Annotated in this window: 26 protein-coding genes; 7 read left to right on the forward strand and 19 right to left on the reverse strand. The window is 63.0% G+C overall.

The genetic code is table 11. The features are described 5' to 3' along the window. Positions 1-87: 87 nt before the first annotated feature. Entirely contained in the window at positions 88-1,014 is a 927-nt protein-coding gene (locus tag BTW08_RS02240) for a LysR family transcriptional regulator (RefSeq protein ID WP_075560893.1), read from the forward strand. Between the two features lie 24 nt (positions 1,015-1,038). On the opposite strand, the gene BTW08_RS02245 is transcribed toward BTW08_RS02240, so the two are convergent. From BTW08_RS02245 to hemE, 9 genes are all read right to left on the reverse strand, one after another. Then, positions 1,039-1,455, reverse strand: a complete 417-nt coding sequence (locus BTW08_RS02245; RefSeq protein ID WP_075560894.1) for a host attachment protein — start codon at positions 1,453-1,455, stop codon at positions 1,039-1,041. Positions 1,456-1,679: 224 nt separating this feature from the next. Beyond that, positions 1,680-2,072: a Rid family detoxifying hydrolase gene (locus tag BTW08_RS02250; protein ID WP_075560895.1), complete on the reverse strand. Its 393-nt coding sequence runs from the start codon at positions 2,070-2,072 to the stop codon at positions 1,680-1,682. A gap of 24 nt (positions 2,073-2,096) precedes the next feature. Beyond that, complete coding sequence (locus BTW08_RS02255; RefSeq protein ID WP_280951143.1) at positions 2,097-2,876, reverse strand: amino acid ABC transporter ATP-binding protein; 780 nt, start codon at positions 2,874-2,876, stop codon at positions 2,097-2,099. A 64-nt stretch (positions 2,877-2,940) separates the two neighbouring features. Further along, positions 2,941-4,053 carry an amino acid ABC transporter permease gene (locus tag BTW08_RS02260; RefSeq protein ID WP_083627635.1) on the reverse strand — a complete coding sequence of 371 codons (1,113 nt, stop codon included), beginning with the start codon at positions 4,051-4,053 and terminating at the stop codon, positions 2,941-2,943. Between the two features lies 1 nt (position 4,054). Then, positions 4,055-5,245 (reverse strand): amino acid ABC transporter permease, encoded by a 1,191-nt coding sequence (locus BTW08_RS02265; RefSeq protein ID WP_075560896.1) that lies wholly within the window; start codon positions 5,243-5,245, stop codon positions 4,055-4,057. Positions 5,246-5,330: 85 nt separating this feature from the next. Continuing rightward, the gene (locus tag BTW08_RS02270; RefSeq protein WP_075560897.1) at positions 5,331-6,359 is read right to left on the reverse strand and encodes an amino acid ABC transporter substrate-binding protein; all 1,029 of its coding nucleotides are present in this window, start codon (positions 6,357-6,359) and stop codon (positions 5,331-5,333) included. 336 nt (positions 6,360-6,695) lie between these two features. After that, positions 6,696-7,043 (reverse strand): VanZ family protein, encoded by a 348-nt coding sequence (locus BTW08_RS02275; protein WP_075560898.1) that lies wholly within the window; start codon positions 7,041-7,043, stop codon positions 6,696-6,698. Between the two features lie 75 nt (positions 7,044-7,118). Continuing rightward, positions 7,119-7,643 carry a DUF393 domain-containing protein gene (locus tag BTW08_RS02280; protein WP_168170623.1) on the reverse strand — a complete coding sequence of 175 codons (525 nt, stop codon included), beginning with the start codon at positions 7,641-7,643 and terminating at the stop codon, positions 7,119-7,121. Continuing rightward, positions 7,615-8,703, reverse strand: coding sequence for a uroporphyrinogen decarboxylase (hemE, locus tag BTW08_RS02285; RefSeq protein WP_075560900.1), 1,089 nt, complete (start codon positions 8,701-8,703; stop codon positions 7,615-7,617). The genes BTW08_RS02280 and hemE overlap by 29 nt, the downstream gene beginning before the upstream one ends. 145 nt (positions 8,704-8,848) lie before the next feature. Between hemE and ribA the strand changes: the two genes are divergently transcribed. The 3 genes from ribA to BTW08_RS02300 all read left to right on the forward strand — a co-directional run bounded on the left by ribA (position 8,849) and on the right by BTW08_RS02300 (position 12,434). Continuing rightward, the gene (gene ribA / locus BTW08_RS02290; RefSeq protein WP_075560901.1) at positions 8,849-9,484 is read left to right on the forward strand and encodes a GTP cyclohydrolase II; all 636 of its coding nucleotides are present in this window, start codon (positions 8,849-8,851) and stop codon (positions 9,482-9,484) included. 210 nt (positions 9,485-9,694) lie between these two features. Next, a complete protein-coding gene (locus BTW08_RS02295) occupies positions 9,695-10,408 on the forward strand; it encodes a hemolysin III family protein (protein ID WP_075560902.1) in 714 nt (237 codons plus the stop codon). A gap of 166 nt (positions 10,409-10,574) precedes the next feature. Next, positions 10,575-12,434, forward strand: coding sequence for an ABC transporter ATP-binding protein (locus tag BTW08_RS02300; RefSeq protein ID WP_139313557.1), 1,860 nt, complete (start codon positions 10,575-10,577; stop codon positions 12,432-12,434). A 2-nt stretch (positions 12,435-12,436) separates the two neighbouring features. Here BTW08_RS02300 and BTW08_RS02305 read toward each other — a convergent pair whose 3' ends face one another. From BTW08_RS02305 to BTW08_RS02315, 3 genes are all read right to left on the reverse strand, one after another. Beyond that, positions 12,437-12,985, reverse strand: coding sequence for a YetF domain-containing protein (locus BTW08_RS02305; protein WP_075560904.1), 549 nt, complete (start codon positions 12,983-12,985; stop codon positions 12,437-12,439). 96 nt (positions 12,986-13,081) lie between these two features. Continuing rightward, positions 13,082-13,411 carry a multidrug efflux SMR transporter gene (locus BTW08_RS02310; protein WP_075560905.1) on the reverse strand — a complete coding sequence of 110 codons (330 nt, stop codon included), beginning with the start codon at positions 13,409-13,411 and terminating at the stop codon, positions 13,082-13,084. Further along, a complete protein-coding gene (locus tag BTW08_RS02315; RefSeq protein WP_075560906.1) occupies positions 13,411-13,728 on the reverse strand; it encodes an SMR family transporter in 318 nt (105 codons plus the stop codon). Before BTW08_RS02315 ends, BTW08_RS02310 begins: the two co-directional genes overlap by 1 nt. A gap of 105 nt (positions 13,729-13,833) precedes the next feature. On the opposite strand from BTW08_RS02315, the gene BTW08_RS02320 reads away from it, so the two are divergent. Then, on the forward strand, positions 13,834-14,418 hold the full coding sequence (locus BTW08_RS02320; protein WP_075560907.1) for a TetR/AcrR family transcriptional regulator: 585 nt from the start codon (positions 13,834-13,836) through the stop codon (positions 14,416-14,418). Positions 14,419-14,431: 13 nt separating this feature from the next. Here the strand turns inward: BTW08_RS02320 and BTW08_RS02325 are convergent, their stop codons facing one another. The 5 genes from BTW08_RS02325 to BTW08_RS02345 form a co-directional block, all read right to left on the reverse strand. Continuing rightward, complete coding sequence (locus BTW08_RS02325) at positions 14,432-15,031, reverse strand: class I SAM-dependent methyltransferase (protein ID WP_075560908.1); 600 nt, start codon at positions 15,029-15,031, stop codon at positions 14,432-14,434. 94 nt (positions 15,032-15,125) lie between these two features. Continuing rightward, positions 15,126-15,902 carry a co-chaperone DjlA gene (gene djlA, locus BTW08_RS02330; RefSeq protein ID WP_075560909.1) on the reverse strand — a complete coding sequence of 259 codons (777 nt, stop codon included), beginning with the start codon at positions 15,900-15,902 and terminating at the stop codon, positions 15,126-15,128. Positions 15,903-15,912: 10 nt separating this feature from the next. Beyond that, entirely contained in the window at positions 15,913-17,871 is a 1,959-nt protein-coding gene (dxs, locus tag BTW08_RS02335; protein ID WP_210403179.1) for a 1-deoxy-D-xylulose-5-phosphate synthase, read from the reverse strand. A 17-nt stretch (positions 17,872-17,888) separates the two neighbouring features. Beyond that, entirely contained in the window at positions 17,889-18,779 is an 891-nt protein-coding gene (locus BTW08_RS02340; protein WP_075560911.1) for a farnesyl diphosphate synthase, read from the reverse strand. After that, positions 18,769-19,083, reverse strand: coding sequence for an exodeoxyribonuclease VII small subunit (locus BTW08_RS02345; RefSeq protein ID WP_168170624.1), 315 nt, complete (start codon positions 19,081-19,083; stop codon positions 18,769-18,771). Before BTW08_RS02345 ends, BTW08_RS02340 begins: the two co-directional genes overlap by 11 nt. 447 nt (positions 19,084-19,530) lie before the next feature. Between BTW08_RS02345 and BTW08_RS02350 the strand changes: the two genes are divergently transcribed. Then, complete coding sequence (locus BTW08_RS02350; RefSeq protein WP_075560912.1) at positions 19,531-20,697, forward strand: zinc-dependent alcohol dehydrogenase; 1,167 nt, start codon at positions 19,531-19,533, stop codon at positions 20,695-20,697. Positions 20,698-20,988: 291 nt separating this feature from the next. Beyond that, positions 20,989-22,239: a phosphoglycerate dehydrogenase gene (gene serA, locus BTW08_RS02355; protein WP_075560913.1), complete on the forward strand. Its 1,251-nt coding sequence runs from the start codon at positions 20,989-20,991 to the stop codon at positions 22,237-22,239. Positions 22,240-22,342: 103 nt separating this feature from the next. Here serA and BTW08_RS02360 read toward each other — a convergent pair whose 3' ends face one another. Next, entirely contained in the window at positions 22,343-22,522 is a 180-nt protein-coding gene (locus BTW08_RS02360; protein ID WP_075560914.1) for a hypothetical protein, read from the reverse strand. A gap of 113 nt (positions 22,523-22,635) precedes the next feature. Continuing rightward, positions 22,636-24,720 carry a TonB-dependent receptor gene (locus tag BTW08_RS02365; RefSeq protein WP_075560915.1) on the reverse strand — a complete coding sequence of 695 codons (2,085 nt, stop codon included), beginning with the start codon at positions 24,718-24,720 and terminating at the stop codon, positions 22,636-22,638. Between the last annotated feature and the right edge of the window lie 211 nt (positions 24,721-24,931).

The following is a 24,931-nucleotide window of genomic DNA, read 5'->3' on the forward strand; positions in this document are numbered from 1 at the left end:
ATGGTCGAACTATAAGAAAAACGCGGTATTCTGTTAAGTGGATTATTTGGATAACCTATATCCACAGAACCGATAAAGGATGCCGGCATGCGCTATACCCTGCGTCAGCTCGAGGTGTTCGTGGCCATCGCTCAGCAGCAGAGCGTGTCTCGCGCCGCCGAGACGCTGTCGATGTCGCAGTCGGCAACGAGCACCGCTCTATCGGAGCTCGAAAAGCAGTTCGACTGCCAGCTGCTGGATCGGCTCGGCAAGCGTCTCAAATTGAATGCGCTGGGTTTTCAGCTGCTACCCAAGGCGGTGGCGTTGCTGGATCGGGGCGAAGAGATCGAGGAGCTGCTGCAGGGTCAATCCGGCATCGGCTCACTGGAAGTGGGCGCCACGCTGACCATCGGCAACTATCTGGCGACGCTGCTGATCAGCGACTTCATGCAACGCTACCCCGAAAGCCGGGTCAGGCTTCAGGTCCGCAACACCGCGTCCATCGTCGAGCGTATCGCCTTGCACGAGCTGGATCTGGGGCTGATCGAAGGCGACTGCCAGCATGACGATATCGTCATTCAACCGTGGATCGAAGACGACCTCACCGTGTTCTGCTCGCCACGCCATCCGCTGGCGAGCGAGGGCAGCGCCGATGTCGAACGGCTACTGCGTGAGGCCTGGATCATGCGCGAGGTAGGTTCCGGGACGCGCCGGACGCTGGAGCACGCCATGCGCCACCGGCGGGGCCGCTTCAACATCCTGCTGGAGCTGGAACATACCGAAGGGATCAAACGGGCGGTGGAATCTGGCCTCGGCATCGGCTGCGTCTCGCGGCTGGCACTGAGAGACGCCTTTCGCCGCGGCAGTCTGGTGCCGATCGCCACACCCGAGCTGGATCTGACGCGCCGGTTCGCCTTCATCTGGCACCGCCAGAAATACCTGACCACCGGAATGCGGGAATTTCTACGGCTGTGCCGGGAGATGACTGCCGGCATTCAACGTAGCGATGAGATCGAGCTGCCGACGGTCCCCTGAAAGAAGAACCGCCGGCTAGCGGAATCAATCGAGCTTGGCGGCGATCTCGTCTTCGCTGGCCTTCGAGAGATCCTTGTCGAGCGTCTGGGTCACGCAATCGAGAGTCGGCTTGTCGAGCTTTTCACGCAGCTGACCCAGAAACTGAGGCGCGGCGATCAGCACGAAGTTATCGGCCTTGCCCTGGGTTCGCGCGTCGCGCAGGTAGCTGGCGACTTCCTTGGCGAAGGCCAATGCCTGCTTCTCGGAAGTGGCATTGTCGTTGCCGGTCTGGCGCTGGCTGGCCCCGGAGGTGGCCGAACCCTCGCCCCCCGTCCGCAGGTCTCCCGTATGCAGCTGGGACTCCGGGTGCGTCAGCGTCTCGATCTCCTGCAACGATTTCGCCGCTCGTGCGAAGATTCGGGCACGTGCTGCGTCGGCGACGACGACTAAGGTCTTGTCCATGATCGATTCTCCTGGTCCGTGGATCGTACGCTTCCTAGCGTGGTAGAGATTCGTCCGGCGCTCAACCTTCCCGACGCTCTCTTTCCTCCCTTCTTTCATCCCCCCGTTCCCTTTTCTTCGCTCCCTTTTCTTCGCTCCCTTTCCTCTGTTGCCTTCCCTCAGGTCCGGAAACGACGACGCCCCGCTGAAGAGCGGGGCGTCGTCGAAACGTGGACAGCCGTCTTTCAGGCGGCAGGCGGTATCCAGGCAATCATGTCCACCTCGACATCGGCGCCACCGGCCAGGCCGGTGACACCGATGCAGGTGCGCGTGGGTAACGGGTTCTCGAAGTAGCTGGCGTAGACGCCGTTCACCTCTTCGAAATGCCCCATGTTGGTGATGAAAACCCGGCTCTGGACGACATGCTCGAAGCTGCTGCCGACGGCATCCAGCACGATCGCCAGGTTCTGCATCACCCGATGAGTCTGTTCGGTGAACGTCCCCAGCAGCATCTCGTTGGTTTCCGGCACGGTCGGCATCTGCCCCGTGATGAAGACGAGATCGCCGACCTTGCAGGCGTGGGAGAACGGCGCGATCGGCTGCGGTGCGCCGTTGACGAAGAGTTTCTCGATACCCATATGTCGCTGCCCTCAGTGACTATTTCAATGCCCGAGAATCTGGCTGAGGAACAGCTGGGTGCGTTCCGAGCGCGGATTGTTGAAGAACTCGGTCGGCGGCGCCTCTTCGATGATCTGGCCCTGATCCATGAAGATCACCCGGTCGGCGACGGTCTTGGCAAAGCCCATCTCGTGGGTGACGCAGAGCATGGTCATGCCTTCGTGGGCCAGTTCGATCATGACGTCGAGCACCTCCTTGATCATTTCCGGATCGAGGGCCGACGTCGGCTCGTCGAACAGCATCACCTCGGGGCGCATGCAGAGCGCCCGGGCGATCGCCACCCGCTGCTGCTGGCCGCCCGAGAGCTGGCCGGGATACTTCAGCGCCTGATCGGCGATCTGGACGCGCTCGAGATACTCCATGGCGGTCTTTTCCGCCTCGGCTCTCGGCTTCTTCTGCACCCAGATCTGGGACAGGCAGCAGTTTTCCAGCACGGTCAGATGCGGAAACAGATTGAAGTGCTGAAAGACCATGCCGACGTTGCGGCGGATCTGCTCGATCCGCTTGACGTCGTTGGTCATCGGCACGCCATTGACCACGATCGAGCCCTGCTGGTGCTCTTCCAGATGATTGATGCAGCGAATCATCGTCGATTTACCCGACCCCGAAGGGCCGCAGATGACGATGCGCTCGCCCTTGGCCACGTTCAGGTTGATATCGCGCAGCACATGGAAGCTGCCGTACCACTTGTTGAGATGATCGATCTCGATCATCGGGCCGTCGCTGCCGGGCGCGGTGGTTCGAGACGCTGTTGCTTCGCTCATGGCAATGATTTCCTGATGACAATCTTGTTCTGTGAGGTCATGGGTGCGGAGTCGCTCATCGCACTCACCGTTTATGGCCGGTATTCAGACGGCGCTCGATGTACTGGCTGTAGCGGGACATGCTGAAACAGAAGACCCAGAACACGGCGGCCGCGAACACGTAGCCCTCGGTGGAGAAGCCCAGCCAGTTCGAGTCGGTCAGCCCGGCGCGAATGATCGCCAGCAGGTCGAACAGGCCGATGATCAGCACCAGCGAGGTATCCTTGAACAGCGAGATGAAGGTATTGACGATGCCCGGGATGACCATTTTCAGCGCCTGCGGCAGGATGATCAGGCCGGTTCGATGCCAGTAGCTCAGCCCCAGCGCCTGCCCGGCCTCGTTCTGACCCTTGCCGATCGCCTGCAGGCCGCTGCGGATGACCTCCGCCATGTAGGCGCTCCAGAAGAACATGATGCCGATCAGCGCGCGCAGCAGCTTGTCGAAGTCCAGATTGCCCGGCACGAACAGCGGCAGCATCACCGAGGCCATGAACAGCACCGTGATCAACGGCACGCCGCGCCAGAACTCGATGAAGATCACGCAGATCCCCTTGACGAAGGGCATCTTCGAGCGCCGTCCCAGCGCCAGGATGATCCCCAGTGGCAGCGACCCCACGATACCCACTACCGCGATCGTCAGGGTCAGCATCAATCCGCCCCAGGCCCGGGTCGGCACGTATTCGAGGCCGAAAGAGCCGCCCACCAGCAGGAAGTAGGCAATGATCGGAAAAACGATCAGGGTGAACAGCGCGACCCACTTCTTGCGCGGGGTGCCGGGGATCGCCAGCCAGGCGACCAGAATCGCCAACAGCGCGAAGACGATATCGACCCGCCAGCGCGCCGCTTCGGGATAGAAGCCGTAGATGATGGATTCGAAACGGGCGGAAATGAAGACCCAGCAGGCGCCGTCACCGGTACAGGCGTCGCGCGTGGTGCCGATCCAGTCGGCATCGATCACCGCCCATTCGAGAAAGGGCCAGACCAGGCGGGCGATCAGATAGATCACCACGACCGACACGATGCTGTTGATCGGCCCATTGAACAGATTGGCCCGAAACCAGCCGATCACGCCACGGCTCTGGTTCGGCGCTTCACGCGCTTCGATCATTTCCGTGCGGAAGGTAGAGTCAGTCGTCATGTCAACGCTCCTTCAGCAGCGTGCGCGCGTTATAGAGGTTCATCAGGAACGACACCGTCAGACTGATGACCAGATAGACCGCCATGGTCATGGCGATGATCTCGATCGCCTGCCCCGTCTGATTGAGCGTGGTGCCGGCAAATACGGCGACCAGATCCGGGTAGCCAATGGCGGTGGCGAGCGATGAGTTCTTGATCAGGTTGAGATACTGGCTGGTCATCTGCGGAATGATCACGCGCATCGCCTGCGGAATGACAATCTTGCGCAGAGTGATGGCCTCCGGCAGGCTCAGCGAGCGCGCCGCTTCCGTCTGCCCATGCGAGACCGACAGAATGCCCGAACGTACGATCTCGGCGATGAAAGCCGCCGTGTAGATCGACAGTGCCAGCCACAGCGCCAACAGCTCTGGCAGGATATTGATGCCGCCACGGAAGTTGAAACCGGTCAGTTTCGGCACGACCCATTCGAGCGGCGAGCCCGTGGCGAGGAACACGATCAGCGGCACGCCGATGATGAGAGCCGCGCCGATCCAGTAGACCGGCAGCGCCTGACCGGTGCTGGCCTGACGCCGTTTGGCGAACAGTCCGAACAGGATCGCACCGACGACCGCGAGCGCGAGCGCCCATGGCGTGGCGGCGAAACCGTCCAGCGGCTGCGGATCGGGCATCACCATGCCGCGGACGTTGAAGAAGAAGACATCGAACAGCGACAGGCTCTGTCGCGGCGATGGCAGCGCCCGCAGCACGGCGTAGTACCAGAACAGGATCTGGACCAGCAGCGGGATGTTGCGGAAAGTCTCGACGTAGATCGTCGCCAGGCGAGCCAACAACCAGTTGGGCGACAGCCGAGCGATACCGACCACGAAACCGATGATGGTGGCGGCCACGATGCCCAGCGCCGACACCAGCAGCGTATTGAGCAGTCCGATGACGAACGTCTTGCCGTAGGTGCTGTCGCTGGTGTACTCGACCAGCGTCTGCGGGATCGCAAAACCGGCCCGCCCTTCCAGAAAGCCGAAACCGGTATGGATACCGCGGGCTTCCAGATTGAGCAGCGTGTTGTGAACCAGATAACCGATAAAAACCGCCAGAACCAGAAACAGCACGGCCTGGACGATCAGGGCGCGGATGGCAGGATTTCGCCACAAGGGGCCCCGCCCCCGTCGCGGTAGGGTAGTGGATGGACGCAGCATGAGTTGTCTCTACTCGAGCGTTGAGAGGCACCGCGCCCCGGCGCTCAGACCGAAGGGACGCGGTGTCGAGAGGACGGTTTAACGCTTAGCGAACCGGCGGGGCGTACTGGATGCCGCCATCGGTCCACAGCGCGTTGATACCGCGCTCGAGTTCCATCGGCGAGTCCATGCCGACGGTACGCTCGAAGACTTCACCATAGTTGCCGACCATCTTGACGATGTTGTAGGCCCAGTCGTTGCTGATGCCCATCTGGTCGCCAAAAGCGCCATCCTTGCCCAGCAGGCGTGCCACGTCGGGGTTCGGCGGGTTGTCGCGCATCTCGTCGACATTGTCGCTGGTCACGCCCAGCTCTTCGGCGTCGAGCATGGCGAACAGCGTCCACTTGACGATGTTGAACCACTGATCGTCGCCCTGACGCACGACCGGGCCCAGCGGCTCCTTGGAGATACGCTCCGGCAGGATCTCGACGCCTTTCGGATCGGCCAGCTGCAGGCGCAACGCCGCCAGCTGCGAGGAGTCGGAAGTCAGCACGTCACACCGGCCGCTGTCGAACCCTTGGGCCGACTGATCGGACGTATCGAACGCGACCTGCTGGAACTGCATGTCGTGAGACTTGAAGTAGTCGGCCAGGTTGAGCTCGGTGGTGGTACCGGACTGCACGCAGACCGAGGCACCGCCCAGTTCAGTGGCACTCTTGACGCCCAGATCCTTGCGGACCAGGAAGCCCTGACCGTCATAGAAGTTGACGCCGGCGAAGTTCAGACCCAGCGAGTTGTCGCGAGTGGCGGTCCAGGTGGTGTTGCGCGACAGCACGTCGACTTCGCCGGACTGCAGCGCGGTGAAACGCTCCTTGGCGGTCAACGGGGAGAACACGACCTTTTCCGGATCGCCCAGCACGGCGGCGGCAACGGCACGGCAGACTTCGACGTCGATCCCGGTCCACTTGCCGTTCTCATCGGGTGACGAGAATCCGGTCAGCCCGGTGCTGACGCCGCAGGTGAACTCGCCGCTGCTTTTGACATCATCCAGCGTGGCTGCCTGAACAGAAGTGACGGCGGCCGCGGCTAGCATGGCGGCTGGCAGTACAATCAGGCTTTTATTCTTGTGGCGCATATGGAATCAACTCCCTCGCGTTATCATTTTGAGTGCATGTCGAGACATGCCCAGATGAAATTAGCAAAGTTCGTTCCACTTTCGCGCTCCAGGCAGTAAAACTCTGTTTCAACGCTACTCTAGCGCTGCGGCTGGTTGACTCCGCGGCTTCTAACCGTCTCCCGACTCATCGGATAAAGAACAATTTGTTGCAAAACAGTGCTTAAAAGAAACAAAAGCACCAAAATGGTGCGCGAGATTGATGCCCGGCGTCACAAAGCCGCCGGACAGCAAGAGAACGGTCTCTTCGACTATTGTTGGAGCGTTAACGTCGATTGGATCGCTAAAGCCGGATCGCTAACGCCGCCGATTCATGATTCCGGCCAGTGACAGCCCCAGCAGACCCACGCTCGCGCCGATCGCATTGGCGAGAATATCGCCCCAGTCGCCGCCGTGGCGTCCCGGCGCCCAGAGCTGCAGGGTTTCGATAGCGATACTGAAAGCGATCGCTACGACCCAGGCGACTCGCCAGCGGCTTCCGCTGAGCCGCAGGCCCACTGCCAGGACGGCGTAAGCGATGAAGTGGTTGAACTTGTCCCACGGCAGGTGCTGCGGCAGGTCGGTGGCCGGGCTCAAGCTGCCCCAGGCAATACCCGCCATCCAGATCAGCGTCGCCAGGGCGTATCCTTTCTGCCACCGGCTCATGTCTGCCACCGGCTCATGCGCATCTTCGTCGGCTCCTGGTTGCTGTCTCGGTTGCCATTCCCATTTCTGCCTGGGTCAGCCCTGGTCGCCGATTTCGGGCGGCAGCCCGCAGCGTCGGCAAAAGTCGGGCGTCAGCGATTCGAGCCAGCGCTCGTGACCCTCGAGACGCTCGGCGCCAGCGAATGCCAACCGGTGGCGATGATCGCCAATGAACCGATAAGTCCTTTCGCGCAGCGGCCGCGGCACCTGGCGTAGCGCGCTGACATGCCGCCACGGTCCCGCCATCCGGGTGGCGAGGCGCCAGGCGGCATCGCTGTTGCGGCTGAGCCCGCCCTCGGCGACGTACCAGATGCTGTCGGTGCTCGGGAAATCGATCTGAAAATGCTCGCCGAGTCGACGGGAGACCGCACTTTTCAGCCCGACGATACGCAGCTGTCTGTCACGGCGCTCGCGAGCCAGCAGCCAGCGCACCGAACGCCGGCAGAACGGACAGTCGGCGTCGAACAGTAGTAGGCCGTCGCCGAATCCTTCGCCGACCGGTTCTCTGGCGCCGGGTTCGTTGCCCATAGACTCACCGGTGATAGGCGGGACTGAGCTCATGCAACGCATCCATGAATGCTGTCACGTGATCGGGATCGGTGAACTGGCTGATGCCGTGGCCCAGGTTGAACACGTGGCCTTCGCCCGGCCCGAAGCTCTCGAGGATCCGCGCCACTTCCTCGCGAATCCGCGACGGCGGCGCGAACAGCACGTTGGGATCGAGATTGCCCTGTAGCGCGACACGGTCACCGACGCGACGTCGGGCGTCGCTCAGCTCGGTGGTCCAGTCCAGTCCTACCGCGTCACAGCCGCTGTCGGCGATCGACTCGAGCCACTGCCCGCCGTTCTTGGTGAACAGGATCACCGGTACGCGACGGCCGCCATGTTCGCGGATCAGACCGCTGACGATGCGCTGCATGTAGGCCAGCGAGAACTCACGATAGGCCGGCGTCGACAGCGCACCACCCCAGGTATCGAAGATCTGCACCACCTGAGCGCCGGCGCGAATCTGGGCGTTGAGATAGTCCGTGACCGCGGTCGCCAGAATGCCCAGCAGCGCATGAAGCGTATCGGGATCGCCGTAGAGCATCGCCTTGAGATGGCGGAAGTCCTTGCTCGAGCCGCCTTCGACCATATAGGTCGCCAGCGTCCACGGGCTGCCGGAGAAACCGATCAGCGGCACGCGTCCATTGAGTTCGCGGCGGATCGTGCTGACGGCATTCATCACGTAACCGAGATCGCGCTCGGCGTCGGGAGCGGACAGTGCGGCCACATCGGCGGCGGTGCGCACCGTCTTGCGAAACTTGGGCCCTTCGCCGGTCTCGAAGTAGAGCCCGAGCCCCATGGCATCCGGAATGGTCAGGATGTCCGAGAACAGGATCGCCGCGTCCAGCGGGTAGCGCTCGAGCGGTTGCATCGTCACTTCACAGGCCAGTTCGGCGTTGCGACACAGATCCATGAAGCTGCCGGCATGGGCTCGGGTCTGACGGTACTCCGGCAGATAGCGGCCGGCCTGGCGCATCATCCAGACCGGCGTGCGGTCGACCGGTTGGCGAGCCAGCGCCCGCAGCAGGCGGTCGTTTTGCAGCGCCTGGGGCTGGCGATCGTGATCAGAGGTCATAACGGCCTTCGGATGTCGAGATTTGTCCGCATTGTAACGGATCGACCGGCAGGCCTGTTATAATGCCGGCCCTTTAATTGTCGGCGTTTTCGGTCAAGCATCTGACGTTCGAGCATCCGAATGCCCCTCATATCGCGAGGTCATCGTGACGATCCGCTTCATTGCCGCATCGCAACTACCCACGCCCTGGGCGACGTTCATGCTGCACGGTTTCCAGGAAGAAGCGACCGGCAAGGAACACGTCGTGCTGACGCTTGGCGACGTCACCACGCCGGAGCCGGTTCTCGCCCGCGTGCATTCGGAGTGCCTGACCGGGGACGCGCTGTTCTCGATGCGCTGCGACTGCGGCTATCAACTGCAGGAAGCGCTCAAGCGGATCGCCGACGAAGGCCGCGGCGCCCTGCTGTATCTGCGTCAGGAAGGCCGGGGCATCGGCCTGCTCAACAAGATCCGTGCCTACGCTCTGCAGGACGACGGCGCCGACACGGTCGAAGCCAACGAGCGGCTGGGATTCGGCGCCGATCAGCGCCGCTACGATATCTGCGTGCCGATGCTCGAGCATCTGGGCATCCAGTCGCTGCGCCTGATGACCAACAATCCGCGCAAGGTCGAAGCGCTGGCGGGCGACGGCGTGGAGATCCACGAGCGCCTGCCGATCACCACCGGCCGCAATCCGTTCAACGAGCACTACCTGACCACCAAGGTCGGCAAGCTCAATCACATGATGGATCTGGACGATTTCACCCCCGCCAGCGACGTGGACATCGAACGCGACGCCTGATTTTTCTCGTCTCTCGCACTGCCGGAGCGTTTGCAGACTTCTGTCGACGTCATATCATCGTCATCATGCATCGACAGAGTGAATGCCGAGCGCATCGCCCAGCCCGACAACTTCCGAACCCTGCCGCCCGGGTTGCCGCCGACCGATGCATACCAACCGATGCATACCGATCGATGCATACTCACGTGAGCGCCGAGGGGTTTCGAAACCATGTCACACACCCCATCGAATCAGTCAGCCGTGCCGGAAGCCGCTCGGGCGACCGTGAGCCAGCCGGAAGCCGAGTTCTCGCGGCTCGAAGAATGGCTACACAGTATCAGCCACGGCATCGGCGCGGCGCTGAGTCTCGTTGGCATGATCGTGCTGATCGTACTGGCCAGCATCGCCGCCCATGTCGATCCGTGGAAGATCGTCAGCGTCTCGCTCTACGGCAGTTGCCTGCTGCTGCTCTATACCGCCTCGACGCTCTATCATGGTTTCCGCAGCCCACGCCTGAAGCGCGTGTTCCAGGCCTTCGATCACTGCGCGATCTATCTGCTGATCGCCGGCACCTACACGCCGTTTCTGCTGGTCAACCTGCGCGGCCCGACCGGCTGGGCACTGTTCGCTGTCATCTGGAGCCTGGCGCTCGGCGGCATCGCCCTGCGGCTGGCGTGGCCGCATCGATTCAGCGTACTGCGGGTGTTCATCTATCTGATCATGGGCTGGCTGATCGTGATCGCCTCCGGCGACCTGGCTGATCGTCTCTCCGATCGCGGCATCGCGCTGCTGGTCGCCGGCGGCATCACCTACACCGTCGGCGTGATCTTCTACGCCATCCGCGCGATTCCCTTCCATCACGCGATCTGGCATCTGTTCGTGATCGGCGGCAGCGTCTGTCATTTCCTGGCCATCTACACGGCCGTTCTGCCATTCAAGGCGTGACGAGGATCTCGAGGCCGTAAGTTCGATCCGCGGATTGCCAAAGTTCCCACGAACACTATGATCGATAACGACACTAGGCTCGGTAACGAGCCTCAGGATCGTTACGACTGGCAGCGTCGTTCGATGAACGGGCGCCAGTCCGTCGCTATTACCCTCAAGGATTGCCATGTTTCGCTGGTTCGAAAACCGTCTCGATCCCTTCCCGCCGCAGGAACCGCAGCGCCCGCCGGACACGTTGATCGCCTTCTGCCTGCACTACACCCGCGGCGCCTGGCCATACCTGATGGCGGCGACGGTGCTGATGGCGCTGATCGCCGGTATCGAAGTGTGGATGTTCGGCTTCCTCGGCAACATCGTCGATTGGCTGGCGGGGCAGGATCGCGAGACCTTTCTCGCCGACCAGGGCTGGAAACTGACCGGCATGGCCTTGATCGTGCTGGTCCTGCTGCCCAGCCTTGTCTGGCTGCACTCGCTGTTCAGCCAGCAGACGCTGATGGGCAACTTCCCCATGCGAATTCGCTGGATGGCCCATCGCTACCTGCTGCGGCAATCGATGCACTTCTATCAGGACGAGTTCGCCGGACGCATCGCCACCAAGGTGATGCAGACCTCGCTGGCGGTCCGCGAGTGCGTGATCAAGCTGTTCGACGTGCTCAACTACGTCAGCGTCTATTTCATCGGCACGCTGATTCTGGTGGGCAGTGCCGATTGGCGTCTGGCCGTTCCCCTGGTGGTGTGGCTTGCCGGCTACATCCTGCTGCTGCGCATCTTCGTGCCGATCATGGGGCGTGTCTCCCAGGCCCAGGCCGATGCCCGCTCGCGGATGACCGGCAGCATCGTCGACAGTTACAGCAACATTCAGACCGTCAAGCTGTTCTCCCATGCCCAGCGGGAAGCCGCCTTCGCCAAGGAGAGCATGAGTGGTTTCCTGGTGACCGTGCACCGCCAGATGCGGCTGGTGACGGGGCTGTACGGCCTGCTCTATCTGCTCAACGCGCTGTTGGTGTTCAGCGTCGGCTGGCTCTCGCTCAACCTATGGTTGAGCGAAGCTGTCAGCGTCGGTGCGGTCGCCGTGGCGCTGGGTCTGGTGATGCGGCTGTGGGGCATGTCGCAGTGGATCATGTGGGAGGTCTCGGCGCTGTTCGAGAACATCGGCACGGTGCAGGACGGCATGGCGACGCTGTCACTGCCGCGCCGGATCGAGGACGAACCCGACGCCGAACCACTCGCCATCGGCCGCGGCGAAATCGCCTTCGACCGCATTCGCTTTCACTACGGCAAGGGCGGCGGCGTCATCGACGATCTCTCGCTGACGATCCGACCCGGCGAGAAGATCGGCCTGATCGGGCCATCGGGCGCAGGCAAGTCGACCCTGGTCAATCTGCTGCTGCGATTCTACGACCTGGAAGGTGGGGCGATTCGGATCGACGGGCAGGATATCGCCGAGGTGACGCAGGAGAGCCTGCGCGCGCAGATCGGCATGGTCACCCAGGACACCTCGCTGCTGCACCGCTCGGTGCGCGACAACCTTCGCTACGGTCGTCCCGACGCCACCGACGAGATGGCGTGGCAGGCGGCCGAGCAGGCTCACGTGGCGGATTTCATCGAGTCGCTCCACGACGCCGAGGGCAAGGGGGGCTTCGATGCCCACGTGGGTGAGCGCGGCGTCAAGCTCTCCGGCGGCCAGCGTCAGCGCCTGGCCATCGCCCGCGTGATGTTGAAGGATGCGCCGATCCTGATTCTCGACGAGGCGACATCGGCACTCGACTCCGACGTCGAGGCTGCGATTCAGGAGAATCTGGACCGGCTGATGGAGGGCAAGACGGTGATCGCCATCGCCCATCGCCTCTCCACCATCGCCGCCATGGATCGACTGGTGGTCATGGAGCGCGGCCGCATCGTCGAAGCGGGCAGCCACGCCGAACTGATTCGCCAAAACGGCCTCTACGCGCGGCTATGGCGTCGCCAGTCCGGCGGTTTTCTGGACGCGGAAGATGCACTCCCGTCAGCCCACGAGACGAGCTGACGCTAGTCGCTAGCGCCAGACTGCGCGGCTGCCGATGCCGATGCCGCTTTCGAGCGCGCCGGCAGCCCCGCGACACCGAACAGTGCCGAATCGCTGCTACCGGCCTGAGGAATGACGCTAAAGGTGCCATCGGTCTCCAGCACCACGGCGTGCACGCTCTCGACATCGGCGATGCCGTTCTCCCGAATGGCCGCCATGACCTCGGCTTCGACCACGCGTTCGCGGCGCAGGGTCTCGTGGCGATACTGACCGTCATAGAGCAGCAATGTCGGCTGTGACTTGACCAGATTCTTGACCTCGCGCGAGCGCACCGAGGAGAAGGTGATGGCGAACTGCAGCAGCACGATGACCAGGAACGCCGTGATGCTCTGCGCCAGCGAGACCTGCGTCGAGACCAGTGCCGTCGACAGCGTCGAACCCAGCGCGATGGTGACCACGAAGTCGAAAGCGTTCCACTTCGACAGCGTGCGCTTGCCGGACAGGCGAATGATGGCGATCAGAACCAGATAACTGATGATCCCGACGATGATCGTGTGGACGATCGGATGCATGAAGAAGCTCCTGATCAGGCAGTGGCAAAGAAGCTGTCAGCGTAGGCGCCGCTGGCCGATAGAGCCAGCCATCGCGGCTCGCCGGTGTCGCGCTGGTTAGCTCGCCAGCTTCAACCCCACCACCGCCGCGACGATCATCCCCACGAAAGCGAGCCGTAGCGGCCGTCGCGATTCGCCCCACAGCAGCATGCCCATCAGCGTACTGCCGAGCGTGCCGATGCCGGTGAAGATGGCGTAGGCCACGCCCATGTCGATCGAGCGCATGGCGATGGACAGCAGTCCCAGCGAACTACCGAAGCCGATGACCAGCAGCGCCAGACCCGGCAAGCGCTGCCCCCGATTGAGCCGGTCGAACCCGGCGACGCCGACGATCTCGAAACCGCCGGAAGCGAGCAGTGCCAGCCAGTGAAGTGTCGTGACGTCCATCAGTCGTTCACCTGCTGTAGCCCGATCACGCCGACCAGCAGCAGCACGATGAACGCCAGCACCGGCCAGTGAAAGGCGACGCCAAAGAACAGCCAGTCGGCAATGGCCGTACCCACGGCACCCAGACCGACGAATACCGTATAAACGGTACTGGTCGGCATGGTGCGCACGGCAATCGAAGCCAGCCACAGGCTGACGATCGCCAGCGCCACGGTCATCGCCCAGGTCGGGACCGAGTCGGCATGCTTGAGCCCGCTGGCCCAGCCGACCTCGGCCAGACCGGCGAGCGGGAGAATCATCCATTGGGGTTGAATCATGGCTTGACCGTCTACTGGAAATGAGACTAACTAACGGTCGTTAGTTTACTCATCCCCACAGAACTCGGCAAGCTACGGCTCTCCAGACTCACCGGAAGACGACCTTTGAACACCCGTGACCGCCTCAAACAGATCGGCCTCTCGTTGTTCGCTCGCCATGGCTACGAGGGGACGACGCTCGCCCAGATCGCGACGGCCGCCAGCATCAAGAAGCCGTCGATCTACAACCATTTCGACAGCAAGGCGGCGCTGTTTCTGGAACTGTCCCGCGACGCCGACAACGACATGATCGCACTGATCGATGCCAGTCTCGCGGACATGGCAGAGGCGCCGTTCGAGCAACGGCTGCGCCATCTGCTGCAGCAGTGCGCCACGTTTGCCTACCGCGAGCACCAGGGCGTGTTCTACAAGCGCTTCCTGCTGTTTCCCCCGCTGGACCTCATCGCCGAAACCGAGGCCATCACCGCAAAGGGCGAATCCCGGATCGATCGGCGTCTCGTCGAATTCGTGCAGGAGGGCCACCGAGTCGGCGCACTACGCTCGACGTTGGCCGACGACCACTTCATTGCCGCGTTCTATTGCGTTGTCGATGGCCTGCTCTCGGAGACGTTCATGTACGAAAGACACGAACTGGAGCGCCGATTCGAAGGCATCTGGTCGGTGTTCTGGATGGGGGTCAAGACTGGCTGATCAAACAGACTGATCAGCCACCCTGCGGCTTGCGGTAGGCCTGGTAGCAGTGTCGGTTACGCTCGAGAGCGATCAGGGAGTGGGTCGTCAGGCCGGGGATATCGGCGAGTTCCAACCCGTCGAGCGCGGCGATCGTATCCGGGGGACAGCCGTTGCGTGGAGGAATATCGTTCCAGCCCAACAGGAAAACGCCGCCGGGTTTGAGGCAGGCCGTCGCGCCGGCGAAGGCCGCTTCCACCGCATCGGGCTCGTCGAGCCCCCACCCCAGCACGCCGTTGCAGATCACGGCATCGAGGCTTTCCGCCGCGACGTGATCGGCAATGTCGGCCATGTTGGCGACGAGATGCGGGTCCCCACCGAACGCCGCCTTGGCCGGATCGATCTCCATGGTCGTGACGCGCTTGCGGGGCAGCAGTTGGGGGTAGTGTCGCGTGTACCACGCGCACCCCACGAGTAGAACACTCTCGACCGCAGAATCCTGATCCAGCGCGGGCAGCACGACGTCCTCGAGCAGGCGTCGATCGCCGTAGCGATAGCGCAATACCCAACCACTCTTGTCGATCGTGCCCAGCATGCGGGCGGCGGTACGGTAGAGATCGGCCTTCGCGGGCATCCAGTCACGTCCTTGTCGCGGCAGTCACGGCGTTCGGATCTCTATCTAAGCGTGTTAGCTGCCACGAGACAATAGCGACCGATACCGTCGGGACTCAGCCCGCGCGCTGCTCCCGCGTCTTCTTGATCAGGTCGTAGGCATTGCTGATCTCGCTGGTTCGCTCCTTGGCCATTTCGCGCATGCTTTCGGGAAGCCCCTTGCCGGCCAGCTTGTCGGGGTGATTCTCGCTCATTAGCTTGCGATAGGCGCGCTTGAGCTCGGCGTCCGTTGCCTCCTCGGAGAGCCCCAGCACGCGATAGGCGTCTTCCAGCGACTGGCCGCTGCTCGCGCCGCCGGCGCCCTGATGGGCCCCGCCACGCAGCATCGCCTCGATCTGCTGAATTTCGGCCTCGGAGAAGCCGAGCCCTCGCGCCACCCGCAACAGCATCTCGTGTTCGGCAGGATGCATCTCGCCGTCGGCGGCGATGGCCGCCAGCTGCACCTGCAGGAATACCTGCAGCAGGGCACGCTGGCTCCCGGCAACCTGGCGGATCTTGGCCACCTCGGCATCGAGATCGAATTCGGGCTCCTTGCCGCGATTGAACGCGGCTTTTGCACGCTCGCGCATCTCGCCGCTCAAATTGAGCCGATCGAACAGCATTTCCGCCGTGCGAATTTCATCCTGGGTGATGTGGCCGTCGACCTTGCACACGCAGCCCATCACCGCGAAGGTCGATTCGAGGAACTGATGCTGGATATTGACGACGCGCCCCAGCAGCGAGCTGCGCAGCTTGCGGCTGACCCACCAGCCGATGGCAGCACCGATCAAGAGTCCCGGCAACTTGCCGAAGAGATAGCCGATGACGGCGCCGATCAGAATCGCAATTGACATGAAAATCCTATCAGTCGTTGTTGGTGTTGAGTCGGATGCGAATGGCCGCTTCGATGCCATCGGCATCCAGACCGCAATCGCGCAGTAGTTCGGCCGGTTTGCCATGTTCGACGAAGGCGTCGGGAATTCCCAGGTTGAGTACCTGAACCTGGATTCCCTCGGCCGCCAGCAGCTCGTTGACCGCGCTGCCGGCACCGCCAGCGACCACGTTCTCCTCGAGCGTGACCAGCAGATCGTGGGCTTCAGCCGCCGCCAGAATAGCCTCGCGATCCAGCGGTTTCACCGAACGCATATTGAGATGCGTGGCATCCAGACGTTCGGCAACGTCCTCCGCCGGCGTATTCAGGCTGCCGAAGGCCAATAATGCCACGCGCGGGGCCTGTTCTGCCGTCGCTTCACGACGCCGCTCGGCCTTACCGATGGGCACTCGCGCCTCGAGGTCCCGGGGAATATCGCTTCCCGGGCCGGTACCGCGTGGGTAGCGCACGGCGGCAGGGCCATCGTGATGGTAGGCGGTGGAAAGCATCGCCCGGCATTCGGCTTCGTCCGCCGGGGCCAGGATGATCATGCCCGGCACGCAGCGCAGAAAGGAGAGATCCAGCGCGCCGTGGTGCGTCGGGCCATCCTCTCCCACCAGTCCGGCACGATCGATGGCGAAGGTCACATCGAGATGCTGCACGGCAACGTCATGAATCAACTGATCGTAGCCGCGCTGCAGGAAGGTCGAATAGATCGCCACCACCGGCTTCATCGCCTCGCAGGCCATGCCGGCCGCCAGCGTCACCGCGTGCTGCTCGGCGATCGCCACATCAAAATAGCGCTCGGGATAGATCTGCGAGAAGCGAATCAGATCGGAGCCCTCGCCCATCGCCGGCGTGATTCCGATCAGCCGTGGATCCTCGGCCGCCATGTCGCACAGCCAGTCACCGAACACGTTGCAGTACTTGCGCGGTTTGAAAGCCGGTGCTGGCGTCTTGTCGACTTGGCTCGTGGGCGGAGTAGTCGAATCCATCTCAGGTGGCGCAGGCGGCGTCTTTTCCAGCTTGGTGATCGCGTGAAAGCCGATCGGATCGGCCTCTGCCGGGCGAAAGCCACGCCCCTTGCGGGTCCGAACGTGGAGAAACTGCGGGCCGTCGAGATCGCGCACCGCTTCCAGCGCCTGATTCAGCGCGCCAAGATCATGACCATCGATCGGCCCGAGATAGTTGAACCCCATCTCCTCGAACAGGGTTGCCGGGCTGATCATGCCCTTGACGTGCTCTTCGGTGCGGCGGGCGAATTCCAGCGCCCCGGGCAGATGCGACAGCACTCGCTTGCCGTTCTCGCGCATGGCGGCATACGGCTTGCTGGTCAGAATCCGGGTCAGGTAGCTTGCCATCCCGCCGACGTTCTCCGAGATCGACATCTCGTTGTCGTTGAGCACCACCAGCAGATTGGCGTTGACGTGGCCGGCATGCGCCAGCGCCTCGAACGCCATGCCCGCTGTCAACGCGCCGTCGCCGATCACCGCGCAGACACGGCGCTTTTCGCCCTTGGCTCGAGCACTCAGGGCCATGCCCAGCGCCGCCGAGATCGAGGTGCTCGAATGGCCCACACCGAACGTGTCGAAGGGCGATTCCAAACGCCGCGGAAACGCGGCCAGGCCGCCGTACTGACGAATGCTCGCCAGCGTCTCGCGCCGACCGGTCAGAATCTTGTGCGGATAGGCCTGGTGGCCGACGTCCCAGACCAGGCGGTCGTGGGGCGTTTCCAGCGCGCGATGCAGCGCCACGGTCAATTCGATCACGCCAAGACCGGCGCCGAAATGGCCGCCGCTGCAGCCCACGCTGTAGAGCAGATAGGCGCGCAGCTCGTCGGCGACCTGACGCTGTTGCGCCAGCGACATGCCGCGCAATCCCTCGGGTGACTCGAGCGTATCGAGCAGCGGTGTCAGCGGTCGCTGGGTGGGAATCTCGTCGAACAGCTTCATAGACATGTCATTACCGGTCAGTGATCGCGATCGATCATGAATCGAGCCAGCGCCGCCAATGGCTGGCCGGCCTCGCCCAGCGGCTCGAGCGACGCGAGCGCATCGTCGAGCAGCTCGCGAGCGCGGCTCTGCGCCTGCGCGACGCCGAGCAGGGCGGGATAGGTAGGTTTGTCGCGACGGGCGTCGGCACCGGAAGTCTTGCCCAGCGTCTGGGTGTCGCCGGTGACATCGAGCACGTCGTCGTGAATCTGGAATGCCAGCCCCATGGCCGAGGCGAAACGGTCCAGCGCCGCGACCCGTGGGTCGGATTCTTCCACCGCGACCAACGCACCGAGGCGCACCGAGGCGCGGATCAACGCGCCTGTCTTGTGCTGATGCATCGCCTGCAGCGCCGCGAGATCCATTGGCGCGCCGACGGCGCCCAGGTCGATCGCCTGCCCGGCCGCCATGCCATCGCGGCCGGCCGCTCGGGCGAGCGTGGTCACCATCGCCCCCAGACGCGGGTGCGGCCGGGAAGCCAGCGCTTCGAATGCCAGCGTCTGCAGCGCGTCCCCGGCCAGAATCGCCAGCGGCTCGTCGAACGCGCGGTGCACCGTGGGCCGGCCGCGACGCAGATCGTCGTCGTCCATGGCCGGCAGGTCGTCATGGACCAGCGAATAGGCGTGGATCATCTCGATCGCCGCAGCGGGGGCGTCCAGGGCATCGTCCTCGGCGCCCAACGCCCGCCCGGCAAGATAGACCAGTACCGGACGCAGCCGCTTGCCGGTTCCCAGCACGCTGTAGCCGATGGCATCGTCGAGGGCGGCGCAGGCGCCATCCTGGCGGTTCAGCCAACCGGCCAGCACATGCTCGCTGCGCGAGCGCACGGCGTCGATCGCCCCCTCGGCGCGCGGCGTCTCAACGCTCATCGTTCGGCGCCTGAGCGTCAAACGGCGCGGCCTGCAGCGTTCCGTCACCCTGCTCGAGCAGCGCCTGTACCTTGAGCTCGGCGCTGTCGAGACGCTGCTGGGCATCCCGCGTCAGCCGGATACCGCGCTCGAATGCAGTCAGCGACGCCTCCAGCGTCAACTCGCCGGATTCGAGCCGGGCCACCAACGTCTCGAGTTGATCCAGCGTCGCGGCAAAGTCCTTGGCAACGTCCTGGGAAACGTCCTCGGCAACGTCCGTGGAACCGGTCTGCGTAACGTCCTGTTCGGCCATCTTGTCGGGCATGGGACTCTCATGTCAGCGCTCGGCGGCATCCCTACGGGGCCGGAGCGTTCTTCGAGGCGCGAGCGTCAACCTCGTCGCGCCGGTTCGGAAATAACGTCCAGTATACACCGCCGCCGGGGGGGGTCGTCTGCCCTTGGCGGCAAATCCGGCCGCCGTGTCGCCATGAAAAGCCTCACTGTTGGCAGGCCACTGCAAGCGCTCGGCCCACAAACCGCAGAACTCTTAACATGGATCAACTTGCGCGCTTTTAACGGCATTTTCGCGGCCAATCGATGCAGTTTCAATAGATGGCGACTGGAAAACCTGGTCATGGCTTCTAGCCTTGATCTGTACGACCTTGAATCATCCAGCCTTGAATCACCCGGCCTTGAAACCACTGGTCTTGAGCCATCGCGATCCGCTCACCGGGTCATCAGGGAAGTCTATGTCACCGCAAGGAGCATCATCATGAAAGCACTGGTCTATCATGGCAGCCGCGACGTTCGCGTCGACAACGTACCCGAACCGACGATCGAACAGGACGACGATATCGTCCTGCGCGTCACCGCCACGGCCATCTGTGGTTCCGACCTGCACCTGTATCGGGGCGCGATGCCGGCCACCGAACCCGGCGATATCTTTGGCCACGAATTCATGGGCGTCGTCGAAGAAGCCGGCTCCGCGGTCACCAGCGTCAAGAAAGGCGATCGAGTCGTCGTACCCTTCGTGATTGCCTGCGGCAGCTGCTTCTTCTGCCAGCACGCGCTTTATGCCGCCTGCGAGACCACCAATCCCGATGACGGCGGCGCGCTCAACAAGAAATCGATTCCCGCACCGGCGGCGCTGTTCGGTTTCTCGCACATGTACGGCGGCGTTCCCGGCGGGCAGGCCGAGTACGTGCGCGTGCCGCAGGCCAATACCGGGGCGTTTGCCATTGCCGACGGGCTCGACGACGAACAGGTGCTATTCCTGTCCGACATCCTGCCCACCGGCTATCAGGCGGTGCTGAACGCCGGCGTCACGCGGGGATCGAGCGTCGCCATTTTCGGTGCCGGCCCGGTGGGGCTGCTGTCGGCCGCCTGCGCCAGGATGGAAGGCGCCGAACGCATCATCATGGTCGACAACCAGGGCTACCGGCTCGACTTCGCCAAGCAGGCCTACGGTGTCGAGACGCTCAATTTCGATCAGGTCGACGATGTCGCCGAGGCGATCATCCAGATGACCGACGGCCATCGTGGCGTGGATGCGGTGATCGATGCCGTGGGCTACGAAGCCAAGGGGCATGGCGGCAAACTGCCGGCGATGGGCAACTTCGAAGTCGAGAGCAGTGATATCGCCTTGCATCAGTGTCTGGCGGCCGTGCGCCGTGGCGGCAATATCAGCATCCCCGGCGTCTACGCCGGTGCCGTCGACGGTTTTCTGATCGGCGATTTCTTCGACAAGGGGCTGACCATGAAAGGCGGCCAGACCCACGTCCACCATTACCTGCCCAAACTGCTCGAAGCCATCGAGCAGGGCACGCTCAAACCCGAGACGATCATTAGTCACCGCATGACGCTGGACCAGGCTGCCGACGGCTATCGGATGTTCGATGACAAGCAGGACGACTGCCGCAAGATCGTGATGACGCCCTGAACCGCATCCTGGAAGACGGCTCAACGCCTCCGCTTGCGGGGGCGTTTTCATGTCGTCGTTTTCACGCCAGCATGATGAGCCAAAGCGCTGCCTCGGATGCATTCGCCTCACGTTGAAGCCGCGTCATTTTCATTCTGTCGAGCGACGCTTATGGTACTCTATGCGCCCGCTCGCGACGCCGAGACGGAGGCTTGCTGCCTCGTCCAGGCCCCGCCTGCCGGTCTTTTCCCATGAGCGCGCCGCCACGTTTGCTGCCGCCGCGACAAGCCGATGAAGAAGGTTGATCCACCAATGGCCAAGACGTCTCTGGACAAGAGCAAGATCAAGATCCTCCTGCTCGAGGGCATCCACCAGTCCGCCGTGGATACGTTGTTGAACGCGGGTTACACCAACTTCGAAACGCTCTCCACGTCGCTCACCGAAGAGGATCTGATCGAGAAGATCCGCGACGTGCACTTCATCGGCATTCGTTCCCGAACCCAGCTCACCGAGCGCGTCTTCGCCGCGGCCGAGAAACTGACCGCCGTCGGCTGCTTCTGCATCGGCACCAATCAGGTCGATCTCGATGCGGCGCTCAAGCGTGCGATTCCGGTGTTCAACGCGCCCTACTCCAACACGCGTTCGGTGGCCGAGCTGGTGCTGGCCGAGACGATCATGCTGCTGCGTGGCATTCCCGAGAAGAACGCCCGCGCGCACCAGGGCGGCTGGCTGAAGTCCGCCAAGAATTCCCACGAGACCCGCGGCAAGACGCTGGGGATCGTCGGCTACGGCAGCATTGGCGCCCAGCTCTCGGTACTCGCCGAATCGCTCGGCCTCGACGTGCTCTACTACGACGTGGTGACCAAGCTGGCGATGGGTAACGCGCGTCAGGTGGGAAGCCTCGAGGAGCTGCTGGCGCGGGCCGACGTGGTCAGCCTCCACGTGCCGGACCTGCCCTCCACGCGCTGGATGATCGGCGCCGAGCAGATCGCGCTGATGAAGCAGGGCGGCATCCTGATCAACGCCTCCCGCGGTTCGGTGGTGGATATCGAGGCGCTGGCCGATTCGCTCAAGAGCGGCAAGCTGCTGGGCGCGGCCATCGACGTGTTCCCGGTCGAGCCCAAGGGCGCCGAAGAAGAGTTCACCTCGCCGCTGCGCGGACTCGAGAACGTGATCCTGACTCCGCACATCGGCGGCTCCACGCTGGAAGCGCAGCAGAACATCGGCATCGAAGTCGCCGAGAAGCTCGTAACCTACTCCGACAACGGCACCACCATCACCTCAGTCAACTTCCCCGAAGTGGCGCTGCCGTCACACCCGGACAAGCATCGTCTGCTGCACATTCACGAGAACGTGCCCGGCGTGCTGTTCGAAATCAACCGGGTGCTCTCCGAAGACGGCATCAACATCGCCGGCCAGTTCCTGCAGACCAACGACAAGGTCGGCTACGTCGTCATCGACGTCGATAAGGCCTACGGCAAGCAGGCGCTGGAAGCGCTCAAGCAGGTGGAGCACACCCTGCGTCTGCGCGTGCTCTACTCCGAGAGTGACTATAAGGCCTGACCTGGACTTTTCTGACACACAGGTTGATGACGCAGAAAGCCGCCCACGGGCGGCTTTCTGCTATGGCGGTGTAACGGTATGACGGCGAGCAAACGGTAAGCGTTTACGGCAGTTCGCCGGAGCCATTCTGACCGCGCGAAGCGTCCGCCGGGTTGCTGGTGGGGCCATTTTGAGGCACCCCAGGCTCGACCTCGCGCTGTCCATCGTTGTAGCGATTGAATGTGCAGCCGCCGATCAGAGACAGCAGGATCAGAGCGCCGACAAACGGGATGAAAACACGCATAACGGTTCCTTGAATCATCGTTGTATCAACTCGAGTGTCTCGAGTCACAGTGGACGGCGGCGATACTCGGTCGCCGCTCTCGTGTTGCCAACCTCGACGCGCAAATCTCCGCGTCAGAAGTCGATGCCGATACCAGCATAGACCGTTCGTCCCGGTGCCGGCTCGAAGTAGCGATCGTTATTGGCGTTGATACGCACATTGGCGTAGTGCTCGATATCGAACAGGTTGCGAACACCGCCGTAGAGCTTGAGCACGGTGTCGCCACCCAGGCGCCAGCCGTCGCCGCCGCGCAGGTTGACCAGCCAGTAGTCGCCGACATCCACCTCGTTGGCGTTGTCCGCCACCATGTCGCCGACGTACTGGGTTTCCAGGCTGGCAAAGCGCTGTCCCAGCCCCTGCCACGTCAGGCGATTGACCCAGGTCTGCTCGGGCAGGCCGGGAATGCGATTGCCGCTGTAGTCGTCCGCCTCACCGTCGTAGCTATCGAATTCGTACTTGGCCAGCGTCAAGGCGCTGTCGATTCGCCAGCTCGGATCGAACTGCCAGCCCAGCGCGACTTCGAGCCCGTCCCGGTCGCTATTCCCGGCGTTGTCGTAGAAGGTACGGCCGTCGTCGCCCTCGTAGGGCACCAGCTCGTCGCGGACGCGCACCGAAAACAGCGCTACGTCGTAGTCGAGCCCGTTGTCGAAGTTGCCGCGCAGGCCGATTTCCCGATTCCAGGACTTCTGCGGTTCGATATCCGGATTGAAGCCACCAATGCCCGCCGGATTGGCAAACTCGGAGAAGGTCGGCGTCTCGTAGGCGGTACCGGTATTGACGTAGACCTGATGGTTGCGACGATAGCGGTAGCTCAACCCGGCCGAGCCGCTCCATTCGTGGAATACGCGGTCGCCGCTGTTGTCGCCGTCGCTGAGATAGTCGTCGTCGATATCCAGGTCGACCCGATCGTAACGACCGCCCAGCGACAGCGTCCAGCGCTCGGTAAGATCGAGATCGCCCTGCAGAAAGGTACCCACCGACGTGGCGGTCTGGGTTTCATCGGCGACCTTGCCGGTGACGTCGCCATTGAAGGCGACGTTCTGGCGACCGCGATCGTCTTCCTGGCGCGCCAGATCGACGCCGGCCACATAGCGCAGCGGCATGTCGCCCAGGCTCAACGTCTGATGATATTCGGCACTGCCGCCGTAATAGTCACGGTCGTAGTCGATCAGGCTATCGCCGGGGTACGGCAACTGCTGCTCGAAATCACGCTGGAGGTAGAACCCCTTGAGGTAGAACTCGCCCGGCCCTGCCGACAGATCCTCGTACTGCAATCCCAGCACCTGCTGATCGACGCTCTGGCCGGTGTCGTACTCCTCGGTAAACGCGCCCGCCTGATCGCAATCTTCGTGGACCTGTTCGCGGGTCAGCCCGCCCGGATCTTCCGAACGAGGGTTGTCGAGCAGATTGACGATCGCCGTCAGCGCCCGGTCGCTGCCCAGCTCGCGGCGCAGCTTGGCGTTGAGCAGGTATTTCTCGGTCGAACTGTGATCGCGGTAACCGTCAACGTTGAGTGCGGAGACGCTAACATGATGCGACCACGGACCGTTCACGCCGCCGTTGCTGACAGCATACTTCTGATAGCCGTCACTGCCGCCTTCCATGCGAATGTGGCTGCCCGGATCGTCGCTGCCATCGGCGGTGGTGACGCTGATCACGCCACCGGCGGCGTTGCCGTACTGCACCGCCGCCGGCCCGCGAATCACCTCGATGCGCTCGGCGCTGTCGAGATCGATGGCGTCGAGCTGCGCCTGTCCGTCCGGCAGGGTGTAGGGAATTCCGTCGACGATCACCGTGATGCCGCGCACCCCGAACGGCGCCCGCGCGCCGAAGCCGCGGATGGAGACGCGCTGGCCCTGGGCGAAGTTGTCGCGATTCTGCAGGAACACGCCGGGCACCGTGACCAGCGACTCATCCAGCCGAACCCGCTGTTGGCCCTGCTGGATCTCGTCACGCTCGACGACCGACACGGCGGCCGGCGTGGCGTATAGCTCGCGAGAAAGCCGGGGCGCGGTGACTTCGATCACCGGCTGCGCTTGTGCCTGCGAACTCGTGGAAGACAACGCCGAGGCTGGGGGCGTCGAGGCGGATTGCGCCAGCGCCGCGCCGGGCGTGACGACGCCCAGACATAGCGCCGTCGACAGATAACGGAATTTCATGGCGTTCCCTGCAATGAGAATGTCACCGCTTTTCCAGCGGTTTTGAATCGATGATACCGAGGGCGGAGCCCTATTCTTGCGCCGCGATGCCACCACCGCAAGACAAAGCCCGTTTGCAGCCGGAATTGGCGAGAATCCGCCACCTTGACCATGCTGGAGATTCGAAAATCTCTACCTTCGCAGCAATCCGGCATTGAGCAAGGAGGCTTGA

The organism is Salinicola sp. MH3R3-1 (assembly GCF_001937155.1).
GTDB classification, from domain to species: Bacteria; Pseudomonadota; Gammaproteobacteria; order Pseudomonadales; family Halomonadaceae; genus Salinicola; species Salinicola halophyticus.

Coding starts and splice junctions, on each gene's coding strand:
- BTW08_RS02270 (WP_075560897.1), bottom strand. CDS start 6,359: ATGCGCCACAAGAATAAAAGCCTGATTGTACTGCCAGCCGCCATGCTA.
- BTW08_RS02255 (WP_280951143.1), bottom strand. CDS start 2,876: ATGAGCGAAGCAACAGCGTCTCGAACCACCGCGCCCGGCAGCGACGGC.
- BTW08_RS02360 (WP_075560914.1), bottom strand. CDS start 22,522: ATGCGTGTTTTCATCCCGTTTGTCGGCGCTCTGATCCTGCTGTCTCTG.
- BTW08_RS02300 (WP_139313557.1), top strand. CDS start 10,575: ATGTTTCGCTGGTTCGAAAACCGTCTCGATCCCTTCCCGCCGCAGGAA.
- BTW08_RS02345 (WP_168170624.1), bottom strand. CDS start 19,083: ATGCCCGACAAGATGGCCGAACAGGACGTTACGCAGACCGGTTCCACG.
- BTW08_RS02315 (WP_075560906.1), bottom strand. CDS start 13,728: ATGATTCAACCCCAATGGATGATTCTCCCGCTCGCCGGTCTGGCCGAG.
- BTW08_RS02325 (WP_075560908.1), bottom strand. CDS start 15,031: ATGCCCGCGAAGGCCGATCTCTACCGTACCGCCGCCCGCATGCTGGGC.
- djlA (WP_075560909.1), bottom strand. CDS start 15,902: ATGTCAATTGCGATTCTGATCGGCGCCGTCATCGGCTATCTCTTCGGC.
- serA (WP_075560913.1), top strand. CDS start 20,989: ATGGCCAAGACGTCTCTGGACAAGAGCAAGATCAAGATCCTCCTGCTC.
- BTW08_RS02305 (WP_075560904.1), bottom strand. CDS start 12,985: ATGCATCCGATCGTCCACACGATCATCGTCGGGATCATCAGTTATCTG.
- BTW08_RS02275 (WP_075560898.1), bottom strand. CDS start 7,043: ATGAGCCGGTGGCAGAAAGGATACGCCCTGGCGACGCTGATCTGGATG.
- BTW08_RS02280 (WP_168170623.1), bottom strand. CDS start 7,643: ATGAGCTCAGTCCCGCCTATCACCGGTGAGTCTATGGGCAACGAACCC.
- hemE (WP_075560900.1), bottom strand. CDS start 8,703: ATGACCTCTGATCACGATCGCCAGCCCCAGGCGCTGCAAAACGACCGC.
- BTW08_RS02260 (WP_083627635.1), bottom strand. CDS start 4,053: ATGACGACTGACTCTACCTTCCGCACGGAAATGATCGAAGCGCGTGAA.
- BTW08_RS02250 (WP_075560895.1), bottom strand. CDS start 2,072: ATGGGTATCGAGAAACTCTTCGTCAACGGCGCACCGCAGCCGATCGCG.
- BTW08_RS02245 (WP_075560894.1), bottom strand. CDS start 1,455: ATGGACAAGACCTTAGTCGTCGTCGCCGACGCAGCACGTGCCCGAATC.
- BTW08_RS02265 (WP_075560896.1), bottom strand. CDS start 5,245: ATGCTGCGTCCATCCACTACCCTACCGCGACGGGGGCGGGGCCCCTTG.
- BTW08_RS02295 (WP_075560902.1), top strand. CDS start 9,695: ATGTCACACACCCCATCGAATCAGTCAGCCGTGCCGGAAGCCGCTCGG.
- dxs (WP_210403179.1), bottom strand. CDS start 17,871: ATGAAGCTGTTCGACGAGATTCCCACCCAGCGACCGCTGACACCGCTG.
- BTW08_RS02240 (WP_075560893.1), top strand. CDS start 88: ATGCGCTATACCCTGCGTCAGCTCGAGGTGTTCGTGGCCATCGCTCAG.
- BTW08_RS02350 (WP_075560912.1), top strand. CDS start 19,531: ATGAAAGCACTGGTCTATCATGGCAGCCGCGACGTTCGCGTCGACAAC.
- BTW08_RS02310 (WP_075560905.1), bottom strand. CDS start 13,411: ATGGACGTCACGACACTTCACTGGCTGGCACTGCTCGCTTCCGGCGGT.
- BTW08_RS02340 (WP_075560911.1), bottom strand. CDS start 18,779: ATGAGCGTTGAGACGCCGCGCGCCGAGGGGGCGATCGACGCCGTGCGC.
- BTW08_RS02365 (WP_075560915.1), bottom strand. CDS start 24,720: ATGAAATTCCGTTATCTGTCGACGGCGCTATGTCTGGGCGTCGTCACG.